Here is a 20,405-nt window from a genome sequence, read left to right on the forward strand (position 1 = left end):
TATAATTTCATGATGTATGATTCGCAGCAATATCACTTTCAGGCGCAGTATTTTTGTTATTAATGCGCATGCAAAAAAGATGATATTTTATTCATAAATAGATACCCTGCTATTAATAAGCCAGTGTAGAGAGAAATAATAATAACGCGTAAAATTAGCCCGCTAATGACAGCCATTATTCAAAATAATTGACAGCCAAAGGCAAATTTACCCAAACCCATTCATGAATGTTATACAATGAGTGGTTTCAGGATCACAAAAACGACACAGGACTGGACATGACCGCTTCCGCGCAACAGGCCATCATCACGCTGTATGGCATAAAAAACTGCGACACCGTCAAAAAAGCCCGCCGCTGGCTGGACGATCAGCAGATTGATTACCGCTTCCACGATTACCGCTCTGACGGCCTGGATCTGCCTTTATTACGTACCTTCGTTGACGAACTGGGCTGGGAAGCGCTGCTGAATACCCGCGGCACCACCTGGCGCAGGCTGGACGAAGCACAGCGCGCGGGCATCACCTCTGCCGATGCGGCCATGGCGCTGATGCTTGAAATGCCGGCAATTATTAAACGCCCATTGCTCTGCGCGCCTGGTAAGCCTATGCTGCTGGGTTTCACTGGATCCAGTTACGAGCTGTATTTTAACGAGGTGTAGTCTATGTCATGCCCGGTCATTGAGCTGACGCAACAGCTTATTCGCCGCCCTTCCCTGAGCCCCGATGATGCGGGATGCCAGGCGTTAATGATTGAGCGTCTGCGCGCGATCGGTTTTACCATTGAAACCATGGATTTTGGCGACACGCAAAACTTCTGGGCCTGGCGCGGTCAGGGCGAGACGCTGGCATTCGCCGGTCATACCGATGTGGTCCCTGCCGGGGACGCCGATCGCTGGATCAATCCGCCCTTTGAACCGACGATCCGCGATGGCATGCTGTTCGGACGCGGCGCGGCGGATATGAAAGGATCGCTGGCTGCCATGGTGGTGGCCGCTGAACGTTTTGTGGCGCAGCATCCGAATCATAAAGGCCGCCTGGCGTTTTTGATCACCTCCGATGAAGAAGCCAGCGCCACCAACGGCACGGTAAAGGTCGTGGAAACCTTAATGGCGCGTAATGAGCGTCTTGATTACTGTCTGGTGGGCGAGCCGTCCAGCACCGAAGTGGTAGGCGATGTGGTCAAGAATGGCCGTCGCGGCTCACTGACCTGCAACCTGACCATTCATGGCGTGCAGGGGCATGTGGCCTATCCGCATCTGGCGGATAACCCGGTGCACCGCGCCGCGCCGATGATCGACGAACTGGTCAACATTGAGTGGGATCAGGGCAACGAATTCTTCCCGGCCACCAGCATGCAGATCGCCAATATTCAGGCCGGTACCGGCAGCAATAACGTTATCCCCGGCGATCTCTTTGTGCAGTTCAACTTCCGCTTCAGCACCGAACTGACGGACGAGATGATCAAATCCCGCGTGATGGCGCTGCTGGAAAAACACCAGTTGCGTTATACCATCGACTGGTGGCTCTCCGGTCAGCCGTTCCTGACCGACAGCGGTAAGCTGGTGGATGCGGTAGTGAAGGCGATTGCGCACTATAATGAGATCAAACCGCAGCTGTTAACCACGGGTGGCACGTCCGACGGACGCTTCATTGCCCGCATGGGCGCGCAGGTGGTGGAGCTGGGACCGGTGAATGCGACAATTCATAAAATCAATGAATGTGTTAACGCCGCCGATCTGCAACTGCTCGCCCGCATGTACCAGCGTATTATGGTGCAGCTCGTCGCCTGATAAGCATTACTGAATGAGGATAAGCGCATGGACTGGCTGGCAAAGTACTGGTGGATTTTAGTGTTGGTGTTCCTGGTCGGCGTACTGCTGAATGTGATCAAAGATCTCAAGCGCGTTGACCATAAGAAGTTTCTCGCCAATAAACCCGATCTGCCCCCGCATCGTGATTTTAACGATAAGTGGGACGACGAAGACGACTGGCCGAAAAAGAAATAAGCTGGTTGTTGAAGGTAACGCCCGGCAGCGCGAGCTTGCCGGGCCTGAAGAGAGTGCTTACATAAACTCGACGATATCGTCGTCGTTCGGTTTACCGCCGCTCAGGGCTTCATCAAAATAGTGCTTCGGCACGGTAAAACGCAGGTGATCCAGCGCCAGTTGCAGGCTGCGATCGTCAATGGCGTGTCCCAGCCCGTCCACAATATCGAGCGTCACATCCCCTCCCGCTGCTAAAAGCGCTTCCTGCGCCGCAACCGCATGAGACAGATTAATCACCGGATCGTCTCCGCCGTGGATCAGATGCAAAGTGAGATCGCGATTCACACGGGTCGGCAGACTGGCGTAGCGTCCGTTGAAAGCAATGACCCTTGAGGCCAGGTGCGGCTGCGCTTTCACGCTCTCCAGCGACATGATCGCGCCCTGCGAAAAGCCCACCAGCGCGGTCGCCTGCGGACCAAGGCCGCTCTGTTGCTGCCAGTAACACACGGTATCGACAAACACCGGCATGATGGCGTCGACACGCGCCTGACGGTTCTCTTCCGTCACGTCCTGCACGGAAAACCACTGGCGCGCCGGTGCCGGACCGCAGGCTTCAGCGCCGCCGATGCTGACGATCAGCGCCTCCGGGAAGACGGGTGCGAACAGGCTGGCGACCTGTGCCATGGAAACCGGGTTATCACCGACGCCATGAAAAAACAGCAGCAGTTGTCTGGCCGGGGTCTGCGGGGCTTGTACAACAAAGTGGTCGTGTTTCATGACGGTCTCCTTAAGGCAATACCCTAAGTGTACGCCCTGCGGCCATAATGACCATGCCGGATGACTGAATGAGTCAGTTAAAAAAATTGCAGAGACGTAATGTGATCTTTCAGGGCGTTGCTGCGCGATGCGTCCAGGCTTGTCAGCGCCGCGGCGGTTTGCTGCCGTTGCGCCGCAAGCAGCGCTTTGCGTCCGTGAAGATGCAACCGCACGCAGATTTGCGGCTCATCCAGCCCCGCCGCTAACTGCGCGCGCAGGGCCTCCAGCGGCAGGTCGCAGGCGATAAGCAGCCGCTGCAACGCGCCGGTCGATGCCGACAGCGGGCGATGGGCAAAGGCGAATCCCGCCAGTTCCTGCCAGTCGTCATCGCTCAGCCCCTGGTCAGCGTCTGGCGGCAGATCCAGCGCCTCATCGCGCCAGGGGGCAAGCCAGGGGAGATCCCGCGCCAGCCGCCGCTGTTCAGCCTCCACCAGCGCTCTGCCGCTCTCGGTGAGGGGCAAGAGCGCCATCGCCGTGTAACAGCCGCTGCTGGCTTCGCGGTAGCTGCCCGCGCGCACCAGCTTAAATCCGGCGCGCTGCCAGAAGCGCCACAGCTCGCGGGTATAGCCAAAGCTGACCGACAGATAATCGCAGCCATCACTCTGGTCAAGCGCACGGGCGATCAGCGCCAGGCCGATGCCTTCCCGCTGGCGGTAAGGATGTACGGCGATGCGGCTGATGCGCTGGCCTTTAAAGGTGGCTGCCAGTGGATCGCCGCCGTGCGCCGCCAGCGACTGCGCCACCAGATTGCCGCGCGGACGGCGAAATCCGGCCCACACCGCCTGACTTAACGCCGGAGAGAGACCGCCCTCCTCCACCAGCCACAGCGCCCCCACTGGCGAGGAAGCCGTGCGCGCCTGCCAGAAGCGCTGGCCGGGCGCATCCATCATACGGCGTAAATCCAGCGGCGAAGTGCGGTAATGGGCGCTGACCAGCAGGCGATAAAGCGCGGCTGGCTGCGCGGGATCCTGCTGCCAGCTTGTCTGTGCCAGCGGTGCGATCTGATAATCGCCCTCCGGCACGCGGGTTAAGGTGTCATCCTCAAACAGCAATACCCGGCTGATAAAGGCCTCCAGCGGGCAGCCTGCGGCCCAGCGCAGCGGCGTGCTGAGGGTTTCATGATGCAGACCTGGAAAGCCCGCGCAGAACTTGAGTAAAAAGCCCTGCCCGGTGCCTTCATAGCCCTGTACCGTGGTGGTGAGCAGCACGTGAGAAAATCCGGCGACCAGTTGATGCAGCAGCGGGCCGGGAATGGCGGCGGCTTCATCGACGATCAGCCAACGGGCGTGCGGCGCATCGCCTTCCGCCAGCCGTTGCGCCAGCGCGTCCGGGGCGATGAAGGTGAAACCATCCCCGGCATAGTGCGCCATGACGTCCGTGGCCGCCCGCGTTGGCGCAGTCACGATGGCGTCACCGGCGAGCCGGGCGAGATGCATACCCGCCAGCGCTGATTTACCGCGTCCGCGCGGGGCGGTGACGACGGTAACGGCGGGTGGTTGCGCGGCGAGGCGTTCAAGGATCGCCGCCTGTTCCCGCTCAGGCGCGCCCGTCGCGGGATGCCATGGCGGGCGACGGGAAAAATCGGGCGATGGCAAAGCATGATGCTGCTGCCAGATCAGCACCTCGCTGTCTTCTTCCATGGTGCGGCAGAAGTGGCGGATAAAATTTGGCGTCGGGATGGGGTCGCGGGTATCGCTCCAGCGGGTGGCGTCGGCATCGGGCGTAGCGGCCCAGTCTGCCAGCGGCGGTGTCAGTAATACCAGCCAGCTACCGGCGGTCAGGGTGCCGCTGAGCGCGGCAAAGGCCGCCACGTCAAAAGCGTCGCGGGCATCAAAAATGGCATGGGTGAATTCCCGGCCCAGCAGCCGCTGAAAAGCGCGCGGACTGCTGGCCTGCGGTGCGTCCGCGCTGTCGCTGATCCACAGTACCTCATCGCCCTGTTCGCGGGCAAAGCGCTGCGCCTGTTCAACACACCATGCGCTTTCCCCGGCGATCACCAGCAGGCGGCGAATACCTTCGCGCGCCATGTTTTGTGTCAGTGCGGTTAAGTTCACACGTCAACGCCGGGCATTACAGGCGGTTGCCGAAGGTGTTGCACTGTTTCATGTCGCCGCTGTCGAAACCGCGCTTAAACCAGGTATAACGCTGCTCAGACGTGCCGTGAGTGAAGCTGTCCGGCACCACGTGCCCCTGACTTTGCTGTTGCAGACGGTCGTCGCCAATAGCTTCGGCGGCGTTCAGCGCTTCCTGCAAATCGCCTGCTTCCAGAACGCCCTGCTGCTGCATACTGTGTCCCCAGACCCCGGCATAACAGTCGGCCTGTAACTCCATCAGCACCGACAGCTGGCGTGCCTGCGACGGGGTGGAGTTTTGCTGGAGCTGGCGCACTTTCGGCTCGGTGCCGAGCAGTTTCTGCACGTGGTGACCCACTTCATGAGCGATCACATAACCCTGCGCGAAGTCACCCGCCGCGCCGAGTTTGTTTTTCATTTCATCGTAGAAAGAGAGATCGATATACACCTTGCTGTCCGCCGGACAGTAGAACGGCCCCATCACGGACTGACCGGTGCCGCAACCTGTGGTGGTCTGGTTGCGATACATGACCAGTACCGGTTGCTGATAGGTTTCGCCCATTTTCTGGAAGATTTGTCCCCAGGTTTCTTCAGTGGTGGCGAAGATCACTGAGGTGAATTTTGCGGCTTCGTTTTCCTGCGGCCCGGTGGCCCGCGGCGCGCTTTGCTGCGTGGCTGGCTGTCCGGTCAGCAAACCGGTGAGATCCACGCCGTAGTAGCCTGCGACGACCACCACCAGTAGCAGGATGATCCCGCCCTTGCCTGCCGGTAAGCGTATGCCCCGCCCGCCCATCATCGGGCCGCCGGATTCGTTACGCCTGTCTTCGACATTATTACTTTCCCGTCGCCCTTGCCAACGCATAACCACCTCTGATTTATTCTGGAATTATTCTTAGATCGTAGGCGTTTACAGGCAGGATTTCCATAAGAAAGACGGCACAGAACGCCAGAGGCAGGCAAGTGCCTCTGGCATAACGATGTTGCGGAAGATCAGTCGAGTTTTACGCCGAGACGGTGAGCCACCGCTTCATAGGCTTCGATCAGCCCGCCCAGGCTCTGGCGGAAACGGTCTTTGTCCATTTTATCCAGGGTTTCTTTGTCCCACAGGCGGCTGCCGTCCGGGGAGAATTCATCCCCCAGCACCACTTCGCCTTTGTACAGGCCGAACTCCAGTTTGAAATCGACGAGGATCAGACCCGCATCGTCAAAAAGCTTGAACAGCACGTCGTTGGCTTTGTAGGTCAGCTCTTTCATACGCGCGAGGTTTTCTTTATTCACCCAGCCGAAGGTTTCGCAGTAGGATTCGTTGACCATAGGATCGTGCATGGCATCGTTCTTCAGGAACATATCAAACAGCGGCGGGTTCAGTTCGATACCCTCTTCAATGCCCAAACGCTTAACCAGCGACCCTGCGGCGCGGTTACGTACCACGCACTCTACCGGCACCATGTCGAGCTTTTTAACCAGGCATTCGGTATCGGAGAGCAGCGCTTCCATCTGAGTGGGGATGCCCGCCTCTTCCAGTTTGCTCATAATGAAATGGTTGAATTTGTTATTCACCATGCCTTTACGGTCGAACTGTTCAATGCGCGCGCCGTCCCCTGCTGACGTATCATTGCGGAATTCGAGCACCAACAGGTCCGGGTTATCCGTGCTGTAAACGGTTTTCGCTTTGCCACGATACAACTCAGCTTTCTTTTGCATCTTTGTTACTCCAGGTATGATGATTTAGAGACTAAATTCTGCTTTCCGGCCCGACGCAAACGTGTGCGTCAATGGCGATAAAAAAGGCCGGACAACTCCGGCCTTCTTTTTTACTTGCTGAATGCGGCCTGGAATACGGCTACCAGGGCGTCATTCTGGGACTGCGTCAGCGTATGACCTTTCGGATCGATGAACTGCAGGCTGCTGCGGTTATCGAGGTCGCCTACCTGCAACTTATAATCGCCGGATGACAGGCCCGGATCGCGCGCGCCAAGTTCCTGCCAGTCGCTGTCGGACAGCGGCTTGTAGGTCACCGCCACGCTGCCCGTTGAACGGGTGCTGTCGGTCACTTTCATGCCCACTTTTTCCAGCACGCCCGGCAGACGTTGCCATACGGTGTTGAACGGACCGCGCACCACCAGCATCGGCAGACCGGTGTCATCGGCAGCGCTCTGCACGTCCAGCGTGGCGTCCGTACGGCTCTGCGAGGCGTTAGACGCTGCGGTGGCGTTTTTATCAAGACCTGCGGAGATGACGTTCAGCATTTCGGTGCTGTAGCGTTGCAGCGACGCGATGTCGGCAACCGGTTTACCCGCCTGCTCCAGATTCACCAGCTTCACCATCACCGCCTGCTGATAGCCCTGCTGTTTAACCGAGATTTGATAACGGCCGCGGTATTGCTGGTCTTCATCCAGACGGTTCCAGTCCACCCAACCGGTGGTCAGCGACTGGCTGGCGTCGTCACGTTTCTCAATGGCGTAGTTATTCGCCTGAAGTATGCTAACTACCTGTGACCAGACGTTATTGTTACGGCCGTTTTCCACCAGCAGCGTGGCGGTGTCGCCGGTGAACTGGGTACGGGTACCCGTCGCCAGCGCCAGCGGCTGTGCAGGCGGACGAATGTCCAGCGCCTTACCGACAGCGCCGCTGCCGTTGGTCACCGGGACGTGGTAGTCGCCATTTTCTACCGGCAGGATCATGCCGGCAGGCGCGTGAAGTTCAGCAAGCGGCGCGGCATCCAGATAGGATTCATCACCACTCACCTGGCGCTTGTATCGCGAGTCCGAATTACAGGCGGCGAGTAACATCACCAGCGAAACACCCGCAACCTTCGCCAGGCGCGACTTCTGTACTGAATAAGCCATCAAATCTCCCTAAACTTTACAGCAAACCGGCATGCTTGAGCGCCGCGGCAACGACTTCACGACCGTGGTCGGTGATCGGCGTCATCGGCAGGCGCAGCGTATCGGTCGCTACAAGCCCCAGTTCCTTACATGCCCATTTGACCGGGACAGGATTGGGTTCGACAAATAGTTTGTTATGTAATGGCATCAGACGCTGGTTGATTACGCGCGCTTCGCGGTAATGCCCCTCAGCTGCCAGCCTGCACATTTCAGCCATTTCACGTGCTGCCACGTTTGTTGTCACGGAAATCACGCCGTGACCACCGAGCTGCATAAAGTCCAGCGCGGTCGCATCATCGCCGCTCAGCAGAATAAAGTCATCTGAAACCAGCTCTTTGATCTGGTGAACGCGACTTAAGTTCCCGGTCGCCTCTTTAATTGCGACAATATTTTTAACTTTCGAGAGGCGTCCTACGGTTTCAGGCAGCATATCGCAACCGGTACGCGAAGGCACATTATACAGGATTTGCGGCAGGTCAGTATGTTCAGCGATGGCTTTGAAGTGCTGGAACAGCCCTTCCTGCGTAGGACGGTTGTAGTACGGGGTCACCGTCAGGCAGCCGACAATGCCGCTGTCGTTAAAACGCTGCGTTAGGCTGATGGCCTCGGCGGTGGCGTTTGCACCGGTACCGGCGATCACCGGGATGCGCCCGTCAGCCAGGTCCAGCGTCATCATCACCACGTCGCCATGTTCATCGTGGCTCAGCGTGGCGGACTCACCGGTGGTTCCTACCGAGACGATCGCTGAGGTTCCGTTAGCGACGTGATAATCAATCAGTTTCTTCAGGCTTGACCGGCAGATATTACCTTTTTCATCCATCGGCGTGATAAGCGCGACAATACTTCCCGTGAACATGGGCCATCCTCTGTGCAAACAAGAGCCTCAATGGTACGTTTGGAACTGTAATAAAAGCAAGCGACGAGAGGCCTTCAGGCGGTTGTATGGAGGTTTTTTTTATGCTTTCCTTAGGATTACCTCACCGCTTACAGGAAGAACAGGTTTGACACCGTCATCACAACATTATCTGGTAATCACAGCGCTTGGTGTCGACAGGCCTGGTATTGTGAACACGATCACCCGTCACGTGAGCAGCTGCGGCTGTAATATTGAAGACAGCCGGCTGGCCATGCTGGGTGAGGAATTTACCTTTATTATGCTGCTTTCCGGCTCGTGGAATGCGATTACCCTGATTGAATCCACCCTCCCCTTAAAGGGCGCCGAGCTGGATTTGCTGATCGTGATGAAGCGCACCACCGCGCGCCCCGGTACGGCGATGCCCGCCACCGTCTGGGTTCAGGTCGATGTGCCTGATTCGCCGCATCTTATCGAACGGTTCACCGCCCTGTTCGACGCGCACCATATGAACATCGCGGAGCTGGTTTCCCGCACGCAGCCCGCCCAGGGCGATGCTGCCGCGCAGCTCTTTATCCAGATCACCGCCCACAGTCCCGCTTCGCAGAATGCCTCAATTATCGAGCAAGCGTTCAAAGCACTATGTACAGAACTGAACGCACAAGGCAGTATTAACGTCGTCAACTATTCTCAAACTGATGAACACGATGGAGTGAAGTAATGAATCCACTGAAAGCCGGTGATCCTGCACCGACATTTAGCTTGTCGGATCAAGATGGCGAACAAGTTAATTTGGCCGACTTCCAGGGACAGCGCGTTCTGGTCTACTTCTATCCGAAGGCGATGACCCCCGGCTGTACCGTTCAGGCTTGCGGCTTACGCGATAACATGGACGATCTGAAAAAAGCGGGCGTGGAAGTGCTGGGGATCAGCACCGACAAACCGGAAAAACTGTCCCGCTTCGCCGAAAAAGAGTTGCTGAACTTTACGCTGCTCTCAGACGAAGATCATAAGGTCTGCGAGGCCTTTGGCGTCTGGGGTGAGAAGTCATTCATGGGGAAAACTTACGACGGTATTCACCGTATCAGTTTTCTGATCGATGCCAACGGCGTCGTTGAACATGTATTTGACGATTTTAAGACCAGCAATCACCACGATATCGTGCTGAACTGGATTAAAACTCATAGCTGATTATTTGCCCGGCGGCGCTTGCCGGGCCTGCAGGTCGCAACGACTACAGGCCGGGTGAGGCGTCTGCCGTCACCCGGCAATATTACTCTTCGACGGCGGGCACATCCGGCCACGCATGCACCACCGCTTTGATTAACGTCGCCAGCGGAATGGCGAAGAACACGCCCCAGAATCCCCACAGCCCGCCAAAAATCACCACCGACAGGATGATCACCAGCGGATGTAAGTTCACCGCTTCCGAGAACAGCACCGGCACCAGCAGGTTACCGTCCAGCCCCTGAATAATGAGATAGACCGCGAAGCAGCTCCAGAACTCGGTGCCAAGCCCGAACTGGAACAGCGCCACGCCGATCACCGGAATGGTCACCACAAACGCGCCGATATAAGGGATCAGCACCGAGAATCCCACCAGCACCGCCAGCAGCAGCGAATAATTCAGGCCGAACAGGATAAAGCCCAGCCAGGTGGCGACGCCGACAACGACCATCTCCAGCACTTTGCCGCGAATATAGTTGGTGATTTGCTGGTTCATCTCGATCCAGACCTGCCCCGCCAGCCCGCGGTTGCGCGGCAGTACGCGGCGCACGGCATTGAGCATCTGCTCTTTATCTTTCACAAGGAAGAAGACCATCAGCGGCACCAGCACCAGATACACCGCCAGCGTCAGCAGCCCCACCAGCGAGGCCAGCGAATATTTCACCACCGAGTCGCCCAGCGTCAGCATGCGGGTGCGCATGTTTTCCGCCATCGCGTCGATGATGCCCGCATCCATCAGCGCCGGATAACGACGGGGTAGCGTGGCGGCGTAGTCGGATAATTTATTGAGCATACCCGGCATATCGCGGATGAGGTTGATCCCCTGCTGCCAGGCTATCGGCATCACCACCAGCGCCATCAGCAGCAGAATACCGACAAACAGCACTAATACGATGCTTGCGGCCCAGCGTCGTGAGCAGCCGATGTGCTGGAGGCGGGCGGTCGGCCATTCCAGCAGGTAGGCCAGCACGATCGCCACCAGCAGGGGCGCTAATAAGCCGCTAAAAAAGAAGAGGATGGTAAAGCCCGCGACCAAAATGACCAGCAGCGCAATCGCCTCCGGATCGCTGAAGCGACGGCGATACCACTGCATTAACATTTCGAGCATATAATTCTTTCCCTGGAGAGTCTTCGTCAAAACGACGTCGTGCGATTGTAGCGAAATGACACTAAAAAGACTTCGCTTTTTGTCGCCGGAACAGGAAACTATGCCCCGGCTTGCTAAGATAATCCTGATGCCCGCTGTGCTGTTTTGCACCTTTTGCGATCATGGAACGATAACGGGTATTGCAGGTCAAACGGTCAAACCCAGATAAAGGATTGAGGTTATGTTCAGGCAGTTTAAAAAGACCCTTGCCGCCACGTTGATTGCGGCGCTGACGCTAAGCCCCGCCGCTCCGGCGCTGGCCGATTCCGTGGACAGCTTACCGGATATGGGCACCTCCGCAGGAAGCACATTATCTATTGGTCAGGAAATGCAGATGGGCGACTATTATGTCCGCCAGCTGCGCGGCAGCGCGCCGCTCATCAGCGATCCTTTGCTGGTGCAGTACATTAATTCCCTGGGGTTGCGTCTGGTTTCCCACGCTAATTCGGTGAAAACGCCCTTTCATTTTTACCTGATCAATAACGACGAAATTAACGCCTTCGCCTTCTTTGGCGGCAACGTGGTGCTGCATTCGGCGCTGTTCCGCTACGCCGATAACGAAAGCCAGCTGGCCTCGGTGATGGCGCACGAAATTTCTCACGTTACCCAGCGCCACCTGGCGCGGGCAATGGAAGATCAGAAAAACAGCGCGCCCCTGACATGGGCCGGCGCATTAGGCTCAATTCTGCTGGCGATGGCCAGCCCGCAGGCGGGAATGGCGGCGCTGACCGGTACGCTCGCCGGTACCCGCCAGGGCATGATCAGCTTTACCCAGCAAAACGAGCAGGAAGCGGATCGCATCGGTATTCAGGTATTGCAACGCGCAGGTTTCGATCCGCAGGCGATGCCGGGGTTCCTGGAAAAACTGCTCGATCAGGCTCGCTACTCCTCCCGCCCGCCGGAGATCCTGCTGACGCACCCCTTACCGGAAAGCCGTCTCTCGGACGCCCGCAACCGCGCCAACCAGATGCCAGCGGTGGTGGCGCAATCGTCGGAAGATTTTTACCTGGCGAAAGCCCGCGCCCTGGGAATGTATAATTCCGGCCGCAATCAGCTGACCGGCGAGCAGCTGGATAGCTGGTCGAAAGGCAACGTGCGTGAACAGCGTGCGGCCCAATATGGCCGGGCACTCCAGGCAATGGAGGCCGGCAAATTCGCCGAGGCCAGCCAGGCGCTGCAATCCTTATTGCGCGAAGATCCGGGTAACGTCTGGTATCTGGATCTCGCCACCGATATTGACCTCGGACAGAAGAAAAACAGCGACGCCATTAATCGCCTGAAAAACGCCCGTGAGATCAAAACCAGTCCGGTGTTGCAACTGAACCTCGCGAACGCCTATATGCAGTCGGGCCAGCCTGCCGAAGCCGCAGCCATTCTCAATCGTTATACCTTTACCAATAAGGACGACATTAACGGCTGGGATCTGCTGGCGCAGGCGGAAGCGGCGCAGGGACACCGCGATCAGGAACTGGCGGCGCGGGCGGAAACCCAGGCGTTACAGGGAAAACTCGATCAGGCCATTTCCCTGCTGGGCAGCGCCAGCGCGCAGGTTAAGCTCGGCAGTCTGCAACAGGCGCGCTATGACGCCCGTATCGATCAGCTGCGCCAGATGCAGGAACGCTTTAAGCCCTACACCAAAATGTGATCACCCTTCCCGCCGCAGCGCCTGTAAAAAAGCCTGCGGCGTCGCGCCCCCCAGCTTTTTCTGCGCCTTGTTGTTATAGCTTTCACACAGCCGCGCCAGCAGCCCGGCGGCTGGCTCTGCTTTCAGTTGTGGAATGATCTCAACCAATGGCGTCGTCACCGCCAGGGTGACGGGCCTGACATCCTGTATTTCTGCCGTTATGCCCTTTTCCGCCAGAAGCGCCGGTAGCCCGGCAAGGGCGGCAGGTGAGATAAAAGTCTCAACAGATTGTATAGCAGCCGGACAGGCTGCCAGTCCCTCCTCCAGCCAGTTAACCACCCGTTGCGACGAGATGCCCGCATACAGCCGGGCGAAGCACCAGCCGCTCACCGGCTCCCGCGCCCACAGCAGATGATGCTCGCCGTTATCGTCCATGGATAACGCCAGCGGCAGGTGGTGCAGCGTCAGCCGGTGCGGCAGCAGCCCGGCTTTCAGCGCTTTTTTACCGCTCAGCGGCGCGCCCTGTCGTGCGGTTTTTGCAGGTTTCAGATAGCGGTTCAGGGTGGCGCGGGAGACGGCAATGCCCAGCCCGTCGTTCACCAGCTGCAACAGCTCATCCAGCGGCGCGAGGGTGAGATCCCGCAGCGCATTGACCAGCGCGATCTGCTCTTGTCTCATCGCTTTGTATATCACCTTCGGCGTGGTATGCCGGTCGGCGACCTGTTCGCGGTTGCGCCAGCGTCTGACGGTGGTCACCGAAATTCCCAGCTCGCTCGCCAGTTCACGGTCGCTTTTATCGGACTGTTGCAGATAGCGCCGGACGCGCGGCGTGGTGGTGGCATTAGCGTGCAGTTTGATTTCCATCCCCGGCTCCCGGATCAAATTCTTATGACCAATCTTATGAGATTTATATCAGAAACGCCGGACATTGTGACCCGTTTCACCTTTCCGTCGCCGCGCTTCACTGATAATCCCCGGACCTTACCTGAATCACGTCGTCCGATCTTCTACGGAGTTCACAATGAACAATGTTCTGGGATTTCTTGAAGCAAAACTGATGCCGCTGGCGGCTAAAACGGCGCAGCAGCGGCATCTGGGCGCTATCCGCGGCGCCTATGTTTCCTTTATGCCGTTTATTATCGTCGGCTCCATCCTGCTGGTGATCTCATCCTTTCCCAACCAGACCTATCAGCAGTTTATGTCTCATGCCTTTGGCGAAAGCTGGAGCGCCATCATCGAAATCCCGTTTAACGCGGTGTTCTCCACCATGTCGCTGTTTATCAGCTTTCTGGTGGCTTACCGGCTGGCAGAGCATTACGGCGAAGATCGTCTCTCCAGCGGGATCCTTGCGCTGGTCAGTTTTCTGATCCTCACACCTTTTATTAAAGTGGCGGAAAACGGCGGCATCATGGTGATCCCGGTGGAGTGGCTGGGCAGCAAAGGGCTGTTCGTGGCGATGATCGGATCGCTGCTGTGGACGGAGCTGTTCTGCTGGCTGAAGCGCAAAAACTTGGTGATCAAAATGCCGGAAGGCGTGCCGCCTGCGGTGCAGGAATCTTTCGCCGCGCTGATCCCGGCGTTGATCGTGATGATCCTCGTGCTCGGCATCCGCATTCTGTTTGAAAACAGCCACTACCACACCATCCACCAGTTTATTTACGAGGTGGTCGCCACGCCGGTGCGCCATTACGGCACCTCTTATTTTGGCGCGCTGATGACGGTCTTCAGCATCACCATTTTGTGGTCAGTGGGCATTAACTCCGGCTCTATGGTCAACGGCATCATTCGCCCGCTGTGGATGGAAAACCAGACCGACAACATTGCCGCGATCCAGGCGGGCGCTACCCCGCCGCACATTATCACCGAACAGTTTTTTGACATGATCTGGATGGGCGGCGCGGGGGCCACGCTGTCGCTGGTCATCGCCATGCTGATCTTTGCCCGCAGTAAAAACATGCGCGAGGTGGCGCGGCTGGGGGCCGGGGCCTCGGTGTTTAATATCAACGAACCGATCCTGTTTGGCCTGCCAGTGATCATGAACCCGATCATGCTCATTCCCTTCAACCTGGTGCCGTTGGTGCTGGTCACGGTGCAGTACGCGGCGATGAAAATCGGCGCGGTGGCGGTCACCACCGGGGTGTTTATTCCCTGGACACTGCCGCCGGTAATCAGCGGTTTTATCGTCACCGGTCATCTCAGCGGCAGCGTGATGCAGCTGCTTAACCTGCTGATCGGCGCGATGCTGTACCTGCCTTTTATGCGCATCCTTGATAAACAGTACCGCGCGGCGGAACTGACCGCGTCTGTGCAAACCGATTCAACACTGGCAAAACAGGAGTAAAGCATGTGGGGAATTATCGCAACCTGGCGAATGGCGCTGGAAGGGGTTACCGGGTCTGCCTCCGCGCTTGCGGCAGGCCAGCCGGTATCCGCGGCTGTGGTGGACGCGGTGGCCGCAGTGGAAGACTTTCCGCTCTATAAATCCGTCGGCTACGGCGGGCTGCCCACGGAAAATGGCGAGGTGGAACTGGACGCCGCCTACATGGACGGCGATACGCTGGCGTTCGGCGCGGTGGGCAATCTGGTGGATATCGCCAACCCCGTGCGGGTGGCCCATGCGCTGAGTCGCCAGCGCTATAACAGTCTGCTGGTCGGCCAGGGCGCGCGCGAATGGGCGCTAAATCAGGGCTTTGCCGAAAAAACCATGCTCACTGATCGCGCCATGCAGCACTATCGCAAGCGCTGCCGCGAAACGCTCGACAAAGGGCTTAGCCCTTATGACGGTCACGATACGGTGGGCGTTATCGGCCTGGATAAACAGGGGTCGATGAGCGTCGCCACCTCCACCAGCGGTCTGTTTATGAAAAAACGTGGCCGCCTGGGGGACTCGCCGATTATCGGCTCTGGCTTCTACTGCGACAGCGAAACCGGCGCGGCGACCGCCACCGGCGTCGGGGAAGATTTGATGAAAGGCTGTGCCAGCTATGAAATCGTCCGCCGCATGGCGCAGGGGATGACGCCGCAACAGGCGGCGGACTCGGTGGTTTTTGAACTGGAAGACAAGCTGATGTCGCGCTTTGGCCGCGCCGGAGATTTATCGGTGGTGTGCATGAACAATAAAGGCGAATTCGGCGCGGCGACCAATATCAAAACCTTTTCGTTTGTGGTCGCCACCGCCCGCCAGCCGCTGACGGTATTTCGTGCGGAGCGCCTGCGTGAAAAGACCCATTATCAGCCGGTGGATGAAGAATGGATGCAGGCCTATGCCGCGCGGATCCGCGCGCCGATAGAGGAGGATTTATGATCGCATGGCAATGTATTACTTCGCTCACGCAGGTACCGCCAGGCGGACAGCTCATCGCCCGCGCCTCCTGCCCTTTATTACCGGACACCCCGCTTATCAATGAAATGCGCAGGCTGCCGGAGATCGCCGATACCCGCTTTGGCTGCGCCCCCTTCGCGCGGGTGACGCTGCTGCCGGACGCCCACTGGCAGGAGAGCCTGACGGAAAGCCTGGTGAATGCCCTGCGCCCCTTGCTGGCGATACCGGCCAGTTCGCGGCTGATCGTCGATCTGACGGACATCAACGACACCACCCTGAAGCAGCTGCTGCGCTTTTTGTTTAATCAGGCGCACCGGCTGGACGATCTTGGACTGAAATCAAACCCGGCCACAAGGGTGAGAATTACCCATATTGACGCGCTCTGTCTGCCCGAACAACAGGCGAAGCTTGAGGCGCTGATCCAGCAGCAGCAGGCGATTGCCACAGGGATGATCGCCGCCCGGCGGCTGGCGGATCTGCCTGGGGATCGCTGTACGCCGCAGTTTGTGGTGGAGGAAGCGCAAAGATTATGCGCCCCCTTCCCTACTCTGCGCTGCGAGGTGCTGGATGAAACGCAGATCGCGGAACAGGGGCTGGGTCTGTTGCAGGCGGTGGGCCAGGGAGCGAGCACTCCGCCACGGCTGCTCGCCATTCACTATGACGGTGCGGAAAATGTACCGGTGCGCTGCTACGTCGGCAAAGGCATCACTTTCGATACCGGCGGCCTGTGGCTGAAAGAAGGCGCGGGCATGTACACCATGAAATACGACATGTGCGGCGCGTCCGGTGTGCTGGGGCTGCTGCTGGCCGTGGCGCAGATGGCTCTGCCGGTGCGTATGATGGGCGTACTGGCGCTGGCGGAAAATGCCATCGGCCCTGACGCGATGCAGCCGGGCAGCGTGGCGCGCGCCTGCAATGGCATGACGGTGGAGATCAATAATACCGACGCGGAAGGACGACTGGTGCTGGCGGATGCCATTGCCTGGGCTGCGCAGCGTCACCCGCAGGCGCGGTACATTATCGACATGGCGACCCTGACAGGCGCGGTGGTGAAAGCGCTGGGCTATGAGCTGAGCGGGCTGATGACGCAGCACGACCCGCTACGCGAGGCGCTGACCGATGCCGGGCAGCGCTGCGGCGATGATGTTTGGTCGCTGCCGCTGGACGCGCGACTGAAAAAGCAGACCGACAGCGCGATAGCGGATTTATGTAATACGCCGACCAATAATGCCGCAATCAGCGCCTCCGCCGCCTGGCTGCTGCATCATTTCTGCCCGGCGGAAATTCCGTGGGCGCATCTGGATATCAGCGGCACGGCGCTGTGGCGGGAAAACGGCAGAAGCGTGGCGTCGGGCAGGCCGATCCCGCTGCTGGTGGAGCATCTGCTGGGGGATCTGGCGTGACATGTCGCCCGGTGGCGCTTCGCTTACCGGGCCTACAGAACTGCCTGAAATGGCGCAATATATTGCCCGGTGGCGGCTTCGCCTTACCGGGCCTACGTTTTACGGCGTAACTTGTAGGCCGGGTAAGGCGCAGCCGCCACCCGGCAAGGTTACAGCCTGAGGATTTCTTTTACGAACGGGATCGTCAGCTTACGCTGCGCGGTAATGGAGGCATGATCCAGCTGATCGAGGGTCATAAACAGCGTGCGCATTTCGCGGTCCAGCCGTTTTAACAGGAAACGGCCGACGTCTTCCGGCAACTCAAATCCCCGCAGGCGTGCGCGCAGTTGCAGCGCCTGCACTTTATCTTCGTCAGACAGCGGCTGCAGCTTATAGATTTGCCCCCAGTCGAGGCGTGAAGCCAAATCAGCTAATCGCAGATTCAGCTGGCGCGGGGGACGATCGCCTGTGATCAATAGCCGCGTTTTGCCTGATTCAAGGATGCGATTGTAGAGATCAAAGATCGCCATCTCCCACTCCTCATCCCCGGCGATGCATTCGATATTATCGATACACACCAGCGAAAGTTGCTCCATGCCGTCCAGCACTTCCGGCACAAACCAGGTGCGCTTATCCAGCGGCACGTAGCCCACCGCATCGCCGCGGGCAGAGAGTTCCGCGCAGGCGGCGTGCAGCAGATGGCTGCGTCCCGCGCCTTCGCGTGACCAGAAATAGATGTATCCACTGTGATCCTGGCGCAAAACGTTTTGCACGGCGGCCAGTAAAGAAGGGTTATCGCCCGGCCAGAAACTGGCAAAGGTTTCGTCGTCAGGTAAATACAATGGCAGAGAGAGCTGCGCCGGTGTGTTCAGAGGGACCTCAACAGGGCTTACAGAAAACGCACTGAGTCTATCATAAAATTGCGCTGCGTTTGAACCGGGCATCACGCCCGGCTCAAACTCGTCGATCACTTCAGGCTGCTATCGCTGTCAGGCGCATCCAGCACCACTTCTTCCGGACGCAGCACGTTGATCAGCTTAAAGATCAGCGCCAGACCCACACCTACGATGGTCGCCAGCGCCATGCCTTTCAGTTCTGCGGCGCCAATGTGCACTTTCGCGCCGCTGACGCCAATGATCAGGATCACCGAGGTCAGGATCAGGTTTTGCGCTTTGCTGTAATCCACTTTGGATTCAATCAGCACGCGAATACCGGAGGCGCCGATCACCCCGTACAGCAGCAGGGAAACGCCGCCCATTACCGGCACCGGAATGATCTGGATCGCCGCCGCCAGTTTACCCACACAGGAAAGCAGAATGGCAATGATGGCCGCGCCGCCGATAACCCAGGTACTGTAGACGCGGGTGATCGCCATCACGCCGATGTTTTCGCCGTAGGTAGTGTTCGGCGTCGAGCCAAAGAAACCGGAAATAATGGTGGAAAAACCGTTAGCAAACATTGAGCGGTGCAGGCCCGGATCGCGGATCAAATCGCGCTTGACGATATTCGCCGTTACCACCAGGTGCCCGACGTGCTCGGCAATCACCACCAGCGCAGCCGGCAGAATGGTGAAGATGGCAAACCACTCAAAGCGCGGCGTGTAGAAGGTCGGCAGCGCAAACCAGTGGGCTTCGGCGATGGGCGTGGTATCCACCACGCCCATGACGAACGACAGCGCATACCCTGCCAGCACGCCGATCAGGATCGGGATGATCGCCATAAAGCCGCGGAACAGTACCGAACCGAAGACCGTCACGCCCAGCGTCACCAGCGCGATAACCACCGTTTTAGTATCCGCCGACTGCCCTTCTGGCGGCAGCAGACCGGCCATATTTGCCGCCACACCGGCCAGCTCCAGGCCGATGACGGCAACGATTGCGCCCATCGCCGCAGGCGGGAACATCACGTCCAGCCAGCCGGTACCGGCTTTTTTCACGATAAAAGAGACGATGCAGAACAGCACGCCGCACATAATGAAGCCGCCGAGCGCCACTTCGTACCCCAGCGGCAACAGCAGCAGCACCGGGGAAATAAACGCAAAGCTTGAACCCAGATAAGCCGGAATTTTCCCTTTACAGATAAAGAGATAAAGCAGCGTCCCGATCCCATTAAACAGCAGCACGGTGGCCGGGTTAATGTGAAACAGGACTGGCACCAGCACGGTTGCGCCAAACATGGCGAACAGGTGCTGCAAACTAAGCGGGATTGTCTGTAAAAGCGGCGGTCTTTCACTCACCCCGATAGCACGGCGCGTCATAGTGTTTTCCTCTGAGTTGTGTTTGTTATTAACGAATGGCTTCTTTTATTCAAAAAAAAGCCGACTATCAAAGTCGGCTGTTTTTTATTTATTCAATTATTTGGTTCCGAAAATCTTATCGCCGGCATCGCCGAGCCCCGGAATGATGTATCCGTGCTCGTTAAGGCCCTGGTCGATCGACGCGGTGTACAGTTCCACGTCCGGGTGCGCTTTCTCCAGCGCCGCAATACCTTCAGGAGCGGCAACCAGCACCAGCACTTTAATGCTGGAGCAGCCTGCTTTTTTCAACAGGTCGATGGTGGCAATCATCGAACCGCCGGTTGCCAGCATCGGGTCAACCACCAGCGCCATGCGCTCGTCGATATTGGAAACCAGTTTCTGGAAGTACGGCACCGGTTCCAGCGTCTCTTCGTCGCGGTAGACCCCGACCACGCTGATGCGCGCGCTCGGCACGTTTTCCAGAACGCCTTCCATCATGCCCAGACCGGCGCGCAGGATGGGCACCACGGTGATTTTCTTACCTTTGATCTGTTCGATTTCCACCGGGCCGTTCCAGCCTTCGATGGTCACTTTTTCTGTAGCGAGGTCGGCGGTCGCGACGTAGGTCAGCAGACTACCCACTTCCGAGGCGAGTTCACGAAAGCGTTTGGTGCTGATGTCATTCTCACGCATCAGTCCCAGCTTATGTTTGACGAGTGGGTGTTTCACTTCCACGATCTTCATACTCTTCTCCTTCCCCAGACAGTTAGCAGCCACAAAAAAAATCGCCGGATTATACCGCTTTTTGTCCGCGGCGCTACAGGTAGTGTGTTGATCCCGATCAATCATAGCG

At 58.1% G+C, this 20,405-nt stretch carries 20 protein-coding genes; 9 read left to right on the plus strand and 11 right to left on the minus strand.

What is annotated here, in order from left to right:
• Positions 1 to 302 precede the first annotated feature (302 nt).
• The 3 genes from BMF08_RS20175 to BMF08_RS20185 are packed head-to-tail and all read left to right on the plus strand — an operon-like array spanning position 303 to position 2,006.
• The gene (locus BMF08_RS20175) at positions 303 to 659 is read left to right on the plus strand and encodes an ArsC family reductase (protein WP_072569501.1); all 357 of its coding nucleotides are present in this window, start codon (positions 303 to 305) and stop codon (positions 657 to 659) included.
• A 3-nt stretch (positions 660 to 662) separates the two neighbouring features.
• Entirely contained in the window at positions 663 to 1,790 is a 1,128-nt protein-coding gene (gene dapE / locus BMF08_RS20180) for a succinyl-diaminopimelate desuccinylase (RefSeq protein WP_072569291.1), read from the plus strand.
• Between the two features lie 27 nt (positions 1,791 to 1,817).
• The gene (locus BMF08_RS20185) at positions 1,818 to 2,006 is read left to right on the plus strand and encodes a YpfN family protein (protein WP_072569292.1); all 189 of its coding nucleotides are present in this window, start codon (positions 1,818 to 1,820) and stop codon (positions 2,004 to 2,006) included.
• A gap of 57 nt (positions 2,007 to 2,063) precedes the next feature.
• Here the strand turns inward: BMF08_RS20185 and ypfH are convergent, their stop codons facing one another.
• The 6 genes from ypfH to dapA all read right to left on the minus strand — a co-directional run bounded on the left by ypfH (position 2,064) and on the right by dapA (position 8,617).
• Positions 2,064 to 2,762, minus strand: coding sequence for an esterase (gene ypfH, locus BMF08_RS20190; RefSeq protein ID WP_072569293.1), 699 nt, complete (start codon positions 2,760 to 2,762; stop codon positions 2,064 to 2,066).
• Between the two features lie 77 nt (positions 2,763 to 2,839).
• Positions 2,840 to 4,828 carry a tRNA(Met) cytidine acetyltransferase TmcA gene (locus tag BMF08_RS20195; protein WP_072569294.1) on the minus strand — a complete coding sequence of 663 codons (1,989 nt, stop codon included), beginning with the start codon at positions 4,826 to 4,828 and terminating at the stop codon, positions 2,840 to 2,842.
• A gap of 43 nt (positions 4,829 to 4,871) precedes the next feature.
• Positions 4,872 to 5,735 (minus strand): KPN_02809 family neutral zinc metallopeptidase, encoded by an 864-nt coding sequence (ypfJ, locus tag BMF08_RS20200; RefSeq protein ID WP_072569295.1) that lies wholly within the window; start codon positions 5,733 to 5,735, stop codon positions 4,872 to 4,874.
• 128 nt (positions 5,736 to 5,863) lie between these two features.
• Positions 5,864 to 6,577: a phosphoribosylaminoimidazolesuccinocarboxamide synthase gene (purC, locus tag BMF08_RS20205; protein WP_072569296.1), complete on the minus strand. Its 714-nt coding sequence runs from the start codon at positions 6,575 to 6,577 to the stop codon at positions 5,864 to 5,866.
• A 110-nt stretch (positions 6,578 to 6,687) separates the two neighbouring features.
• Positions 6,688 to 7,722 carry an outer membrane protein assembly factor BamC gene (gene bamC, locus BMF08_RS20210; protein ID WP_072569297.1) on the minus strand — a complete coding sequence of 345 codons (1,035 nt, stop codon included), beginning with the start codon at positions 7,720 to 7,722 and terminating at the stop codon, positions 6,688 to 6,690.
• Positions 7,723 to 7,738: 16 nt separating this feature from the next.
• Entirely contained in the window at positions 7,739 to 8,617 is an 879-nt protein-coding gene (gene dapA / locus BMF08_RS20215) for a 4-hydroxy-tetrahydrodipicolinate synthase (protein ID WP_072569298.1), read from the minus strand.
• Positions 8,618 to 8,762: 145 nt separating this feature from the next.
• Between dapA and BMF08_RS20220 the strand changes: the two genes are divergently transcribed.
• Both BMF08_RS20220 and bcp read left to right on the plus strand, forming a co-directional pair.
• Complete coding sequence (locus tag BMF08_RS20220) at positions 8,763 to 9,335, plus strand: glycine cleavage system transcriptional repressor (protein ID WP_199775937.1); 573 nt, start codon at positions 8,763 to 8,765, stop codon at positions 9,333 to 9,335.
• On the plus strand, positions 9,335 to 9,805 hold the full coding sequence (gene bcp / locus BMF08_RS20225) for a thioredoxin-dependent thiol peroxidase (RefSeq protein WP_072569300.1): 471 nt from the start codon (positions 9,335 to 9,337) through the stop codon (positions 9,803 to 9,805). The genes BMF08_RS20220 and bcp overlap by 1 nt, the downstream gene beginning before the upstream one ends.
• A gap of 82 nt (positions 9,806 to 9,887) precedes the next feature.
• On the opposite strand, the gene BMF08_RS20230 is transcribed toward bcp, so the two are convergent.
• Positions 9,888 to 10,949 (minus strand): AI-2E family transporter, encoded by a 1,062-nt coding sequence (locus BMF08_RS20230; protein ID WP_072569301.1) that lies wholly within the window; start codon positions 10,947 to 10,949, stop codon positions 9,888 to 9,890.
• A gap of 220 nt (positions 10,950 to 11,169) precedes the next feature.
• Here BMF08_RS20230 and bepA point away from each other — a divergent pair, with 220 nt between their 5' ends.
• Positions 11,170 to 12,633 (plus strand): beta-barrel assembly-enhancing protease, encoded by a 1,464-nt coding sequence (gene bepA / locus BMF08_RS20235; RefSeq protein WP_072569302.1) that lies wholly within the window; start codon positions 11,170 to 11,172, stop codon positions 12,631 to 12,633.
• Here bepA and BMF08_RS20240 read toward each other — a convergent pair whose 3' ends face one another.
• Positions 12,634 to 13,476: a hypothetical protein gene (locus BMF08_RS20240; protein ID WP_072569303.1), complete on the minus strand. Its 843-nt coding sequence runs from the start codon at positions 13,474 to 13,476 to the stop codon at positions 12,634 to 12,636. It abuts the gene before it with no gap.
• A gap of 157 nt (positions 13,477 to 13,633) precedes the next feature.
• On the opposite strand from BMF08_RS20240, the gene celB reads away from it, so the two are divergent.
• Genes celB through BMF08_RS20255 form a run of 3 tightly spaced genes read left to right on the plus strand, consistent with a single transcriptional unit; the run spans position 13,634 to position 17,337 of the window.
• Entirely contained in the window at positions 13,634 to 14,953 is a 1,320-nt protein-coding gene (gene celB / locus BMF08_RS20245) for a PTS cellobiose transporter subunit IIC (protein WP_072569304.1), read from the plus strand.
• Positions 14,954 to 14,956: 3 nt separating this feature from the next.
• On the plus strand, positions 14,957 to 15,916 hold the full coding sequence (locus BMF08_RS20250; protein WP_072569305.1) for a N(4)-(beta-N-acetylglucosaminyl)-L-asparaginase: 960 nt from the start codon (positions 14,957 to 14,959) through the stop codon (positions 15,914 to 15,916).
• The gene (locus BMF08_RS20255; protein ID WP_072569306.1) at positions 15,913 to 17,337 is read left to right on the plus strand and encodes a leucyl aminopeptidase family protein; all 1,425 of its coding nucleotides are present in this window, start codon (positions 15,913 to 15,915) and stop codon (positions 17,335 to 17,337) included. Before BMF08_RS20250 ends, BMF08_RS20255 begins: the two co-directional genes overlap by 4 nt.
• Positions 17,338 to 17,486: 149 nt before the next feature.
• Here BMF08_RS20255 and BMF08_RS20260 read toward each other — a convergent pair whose 3' ends face one another.
• The 3 genes from BMF08_RS20260 to upp all read right to left on the minus strand — a co-directional run bounded on the left by BMF08_RS20260 (position 17,487) and on the right by upp (position 20,296).
• The gene (locus BMF08_RS20260) at positions 17,487 to 18,188 is read right to left on the minus strand and encodes a DnaA inactivator Hda (protein ID WP_234007234.1); all 702 of its coding nucleotides are present in this window, start codon (positions 18,186 to 18,188) and stop codon (positions 17,487 to 17,489) included.
• 95 nt (positions 18,189 to 18,283) lie between these two features.
• On the minus strand, positions 18,284 to 19,573 hold the full coding sequence (gene uraA / locus BMF08_RS20265) for a uracil permease (RefSeq protein WP_072569307.1): 1,290 nt from the start codon (positions 19,571 to 19,573) through the stop codon (positions 18,284 to 18,286).
• Positions 19,574 to 19,669: 96 nt separating this feature from the next.
• Complete coding sequence (gene upp, locus BMF08_RS20270; protein ID WP_072569308.1) at positions 19,670 to 20,296, minus strand: uracil phosphoribosyltransferase; 627 nt, start codon at positions 20,294 to 20,296, stop codon at positions 19,670 to 19,672.
• Positions 20,297 to 20,405 lie beyond the last annotated feature (109 nt).

It is taken from the genome of Enterobacter sp. SA187, from assembly GCF_001888805.2.
In the GTDB taxonomy this organism is placed as follows: domain Bacteria; phylum Pseudomonadota; class Gammaproteobacteria; order Enterobacterales; family Enterobacteriaceae; genus Enterobacter_D.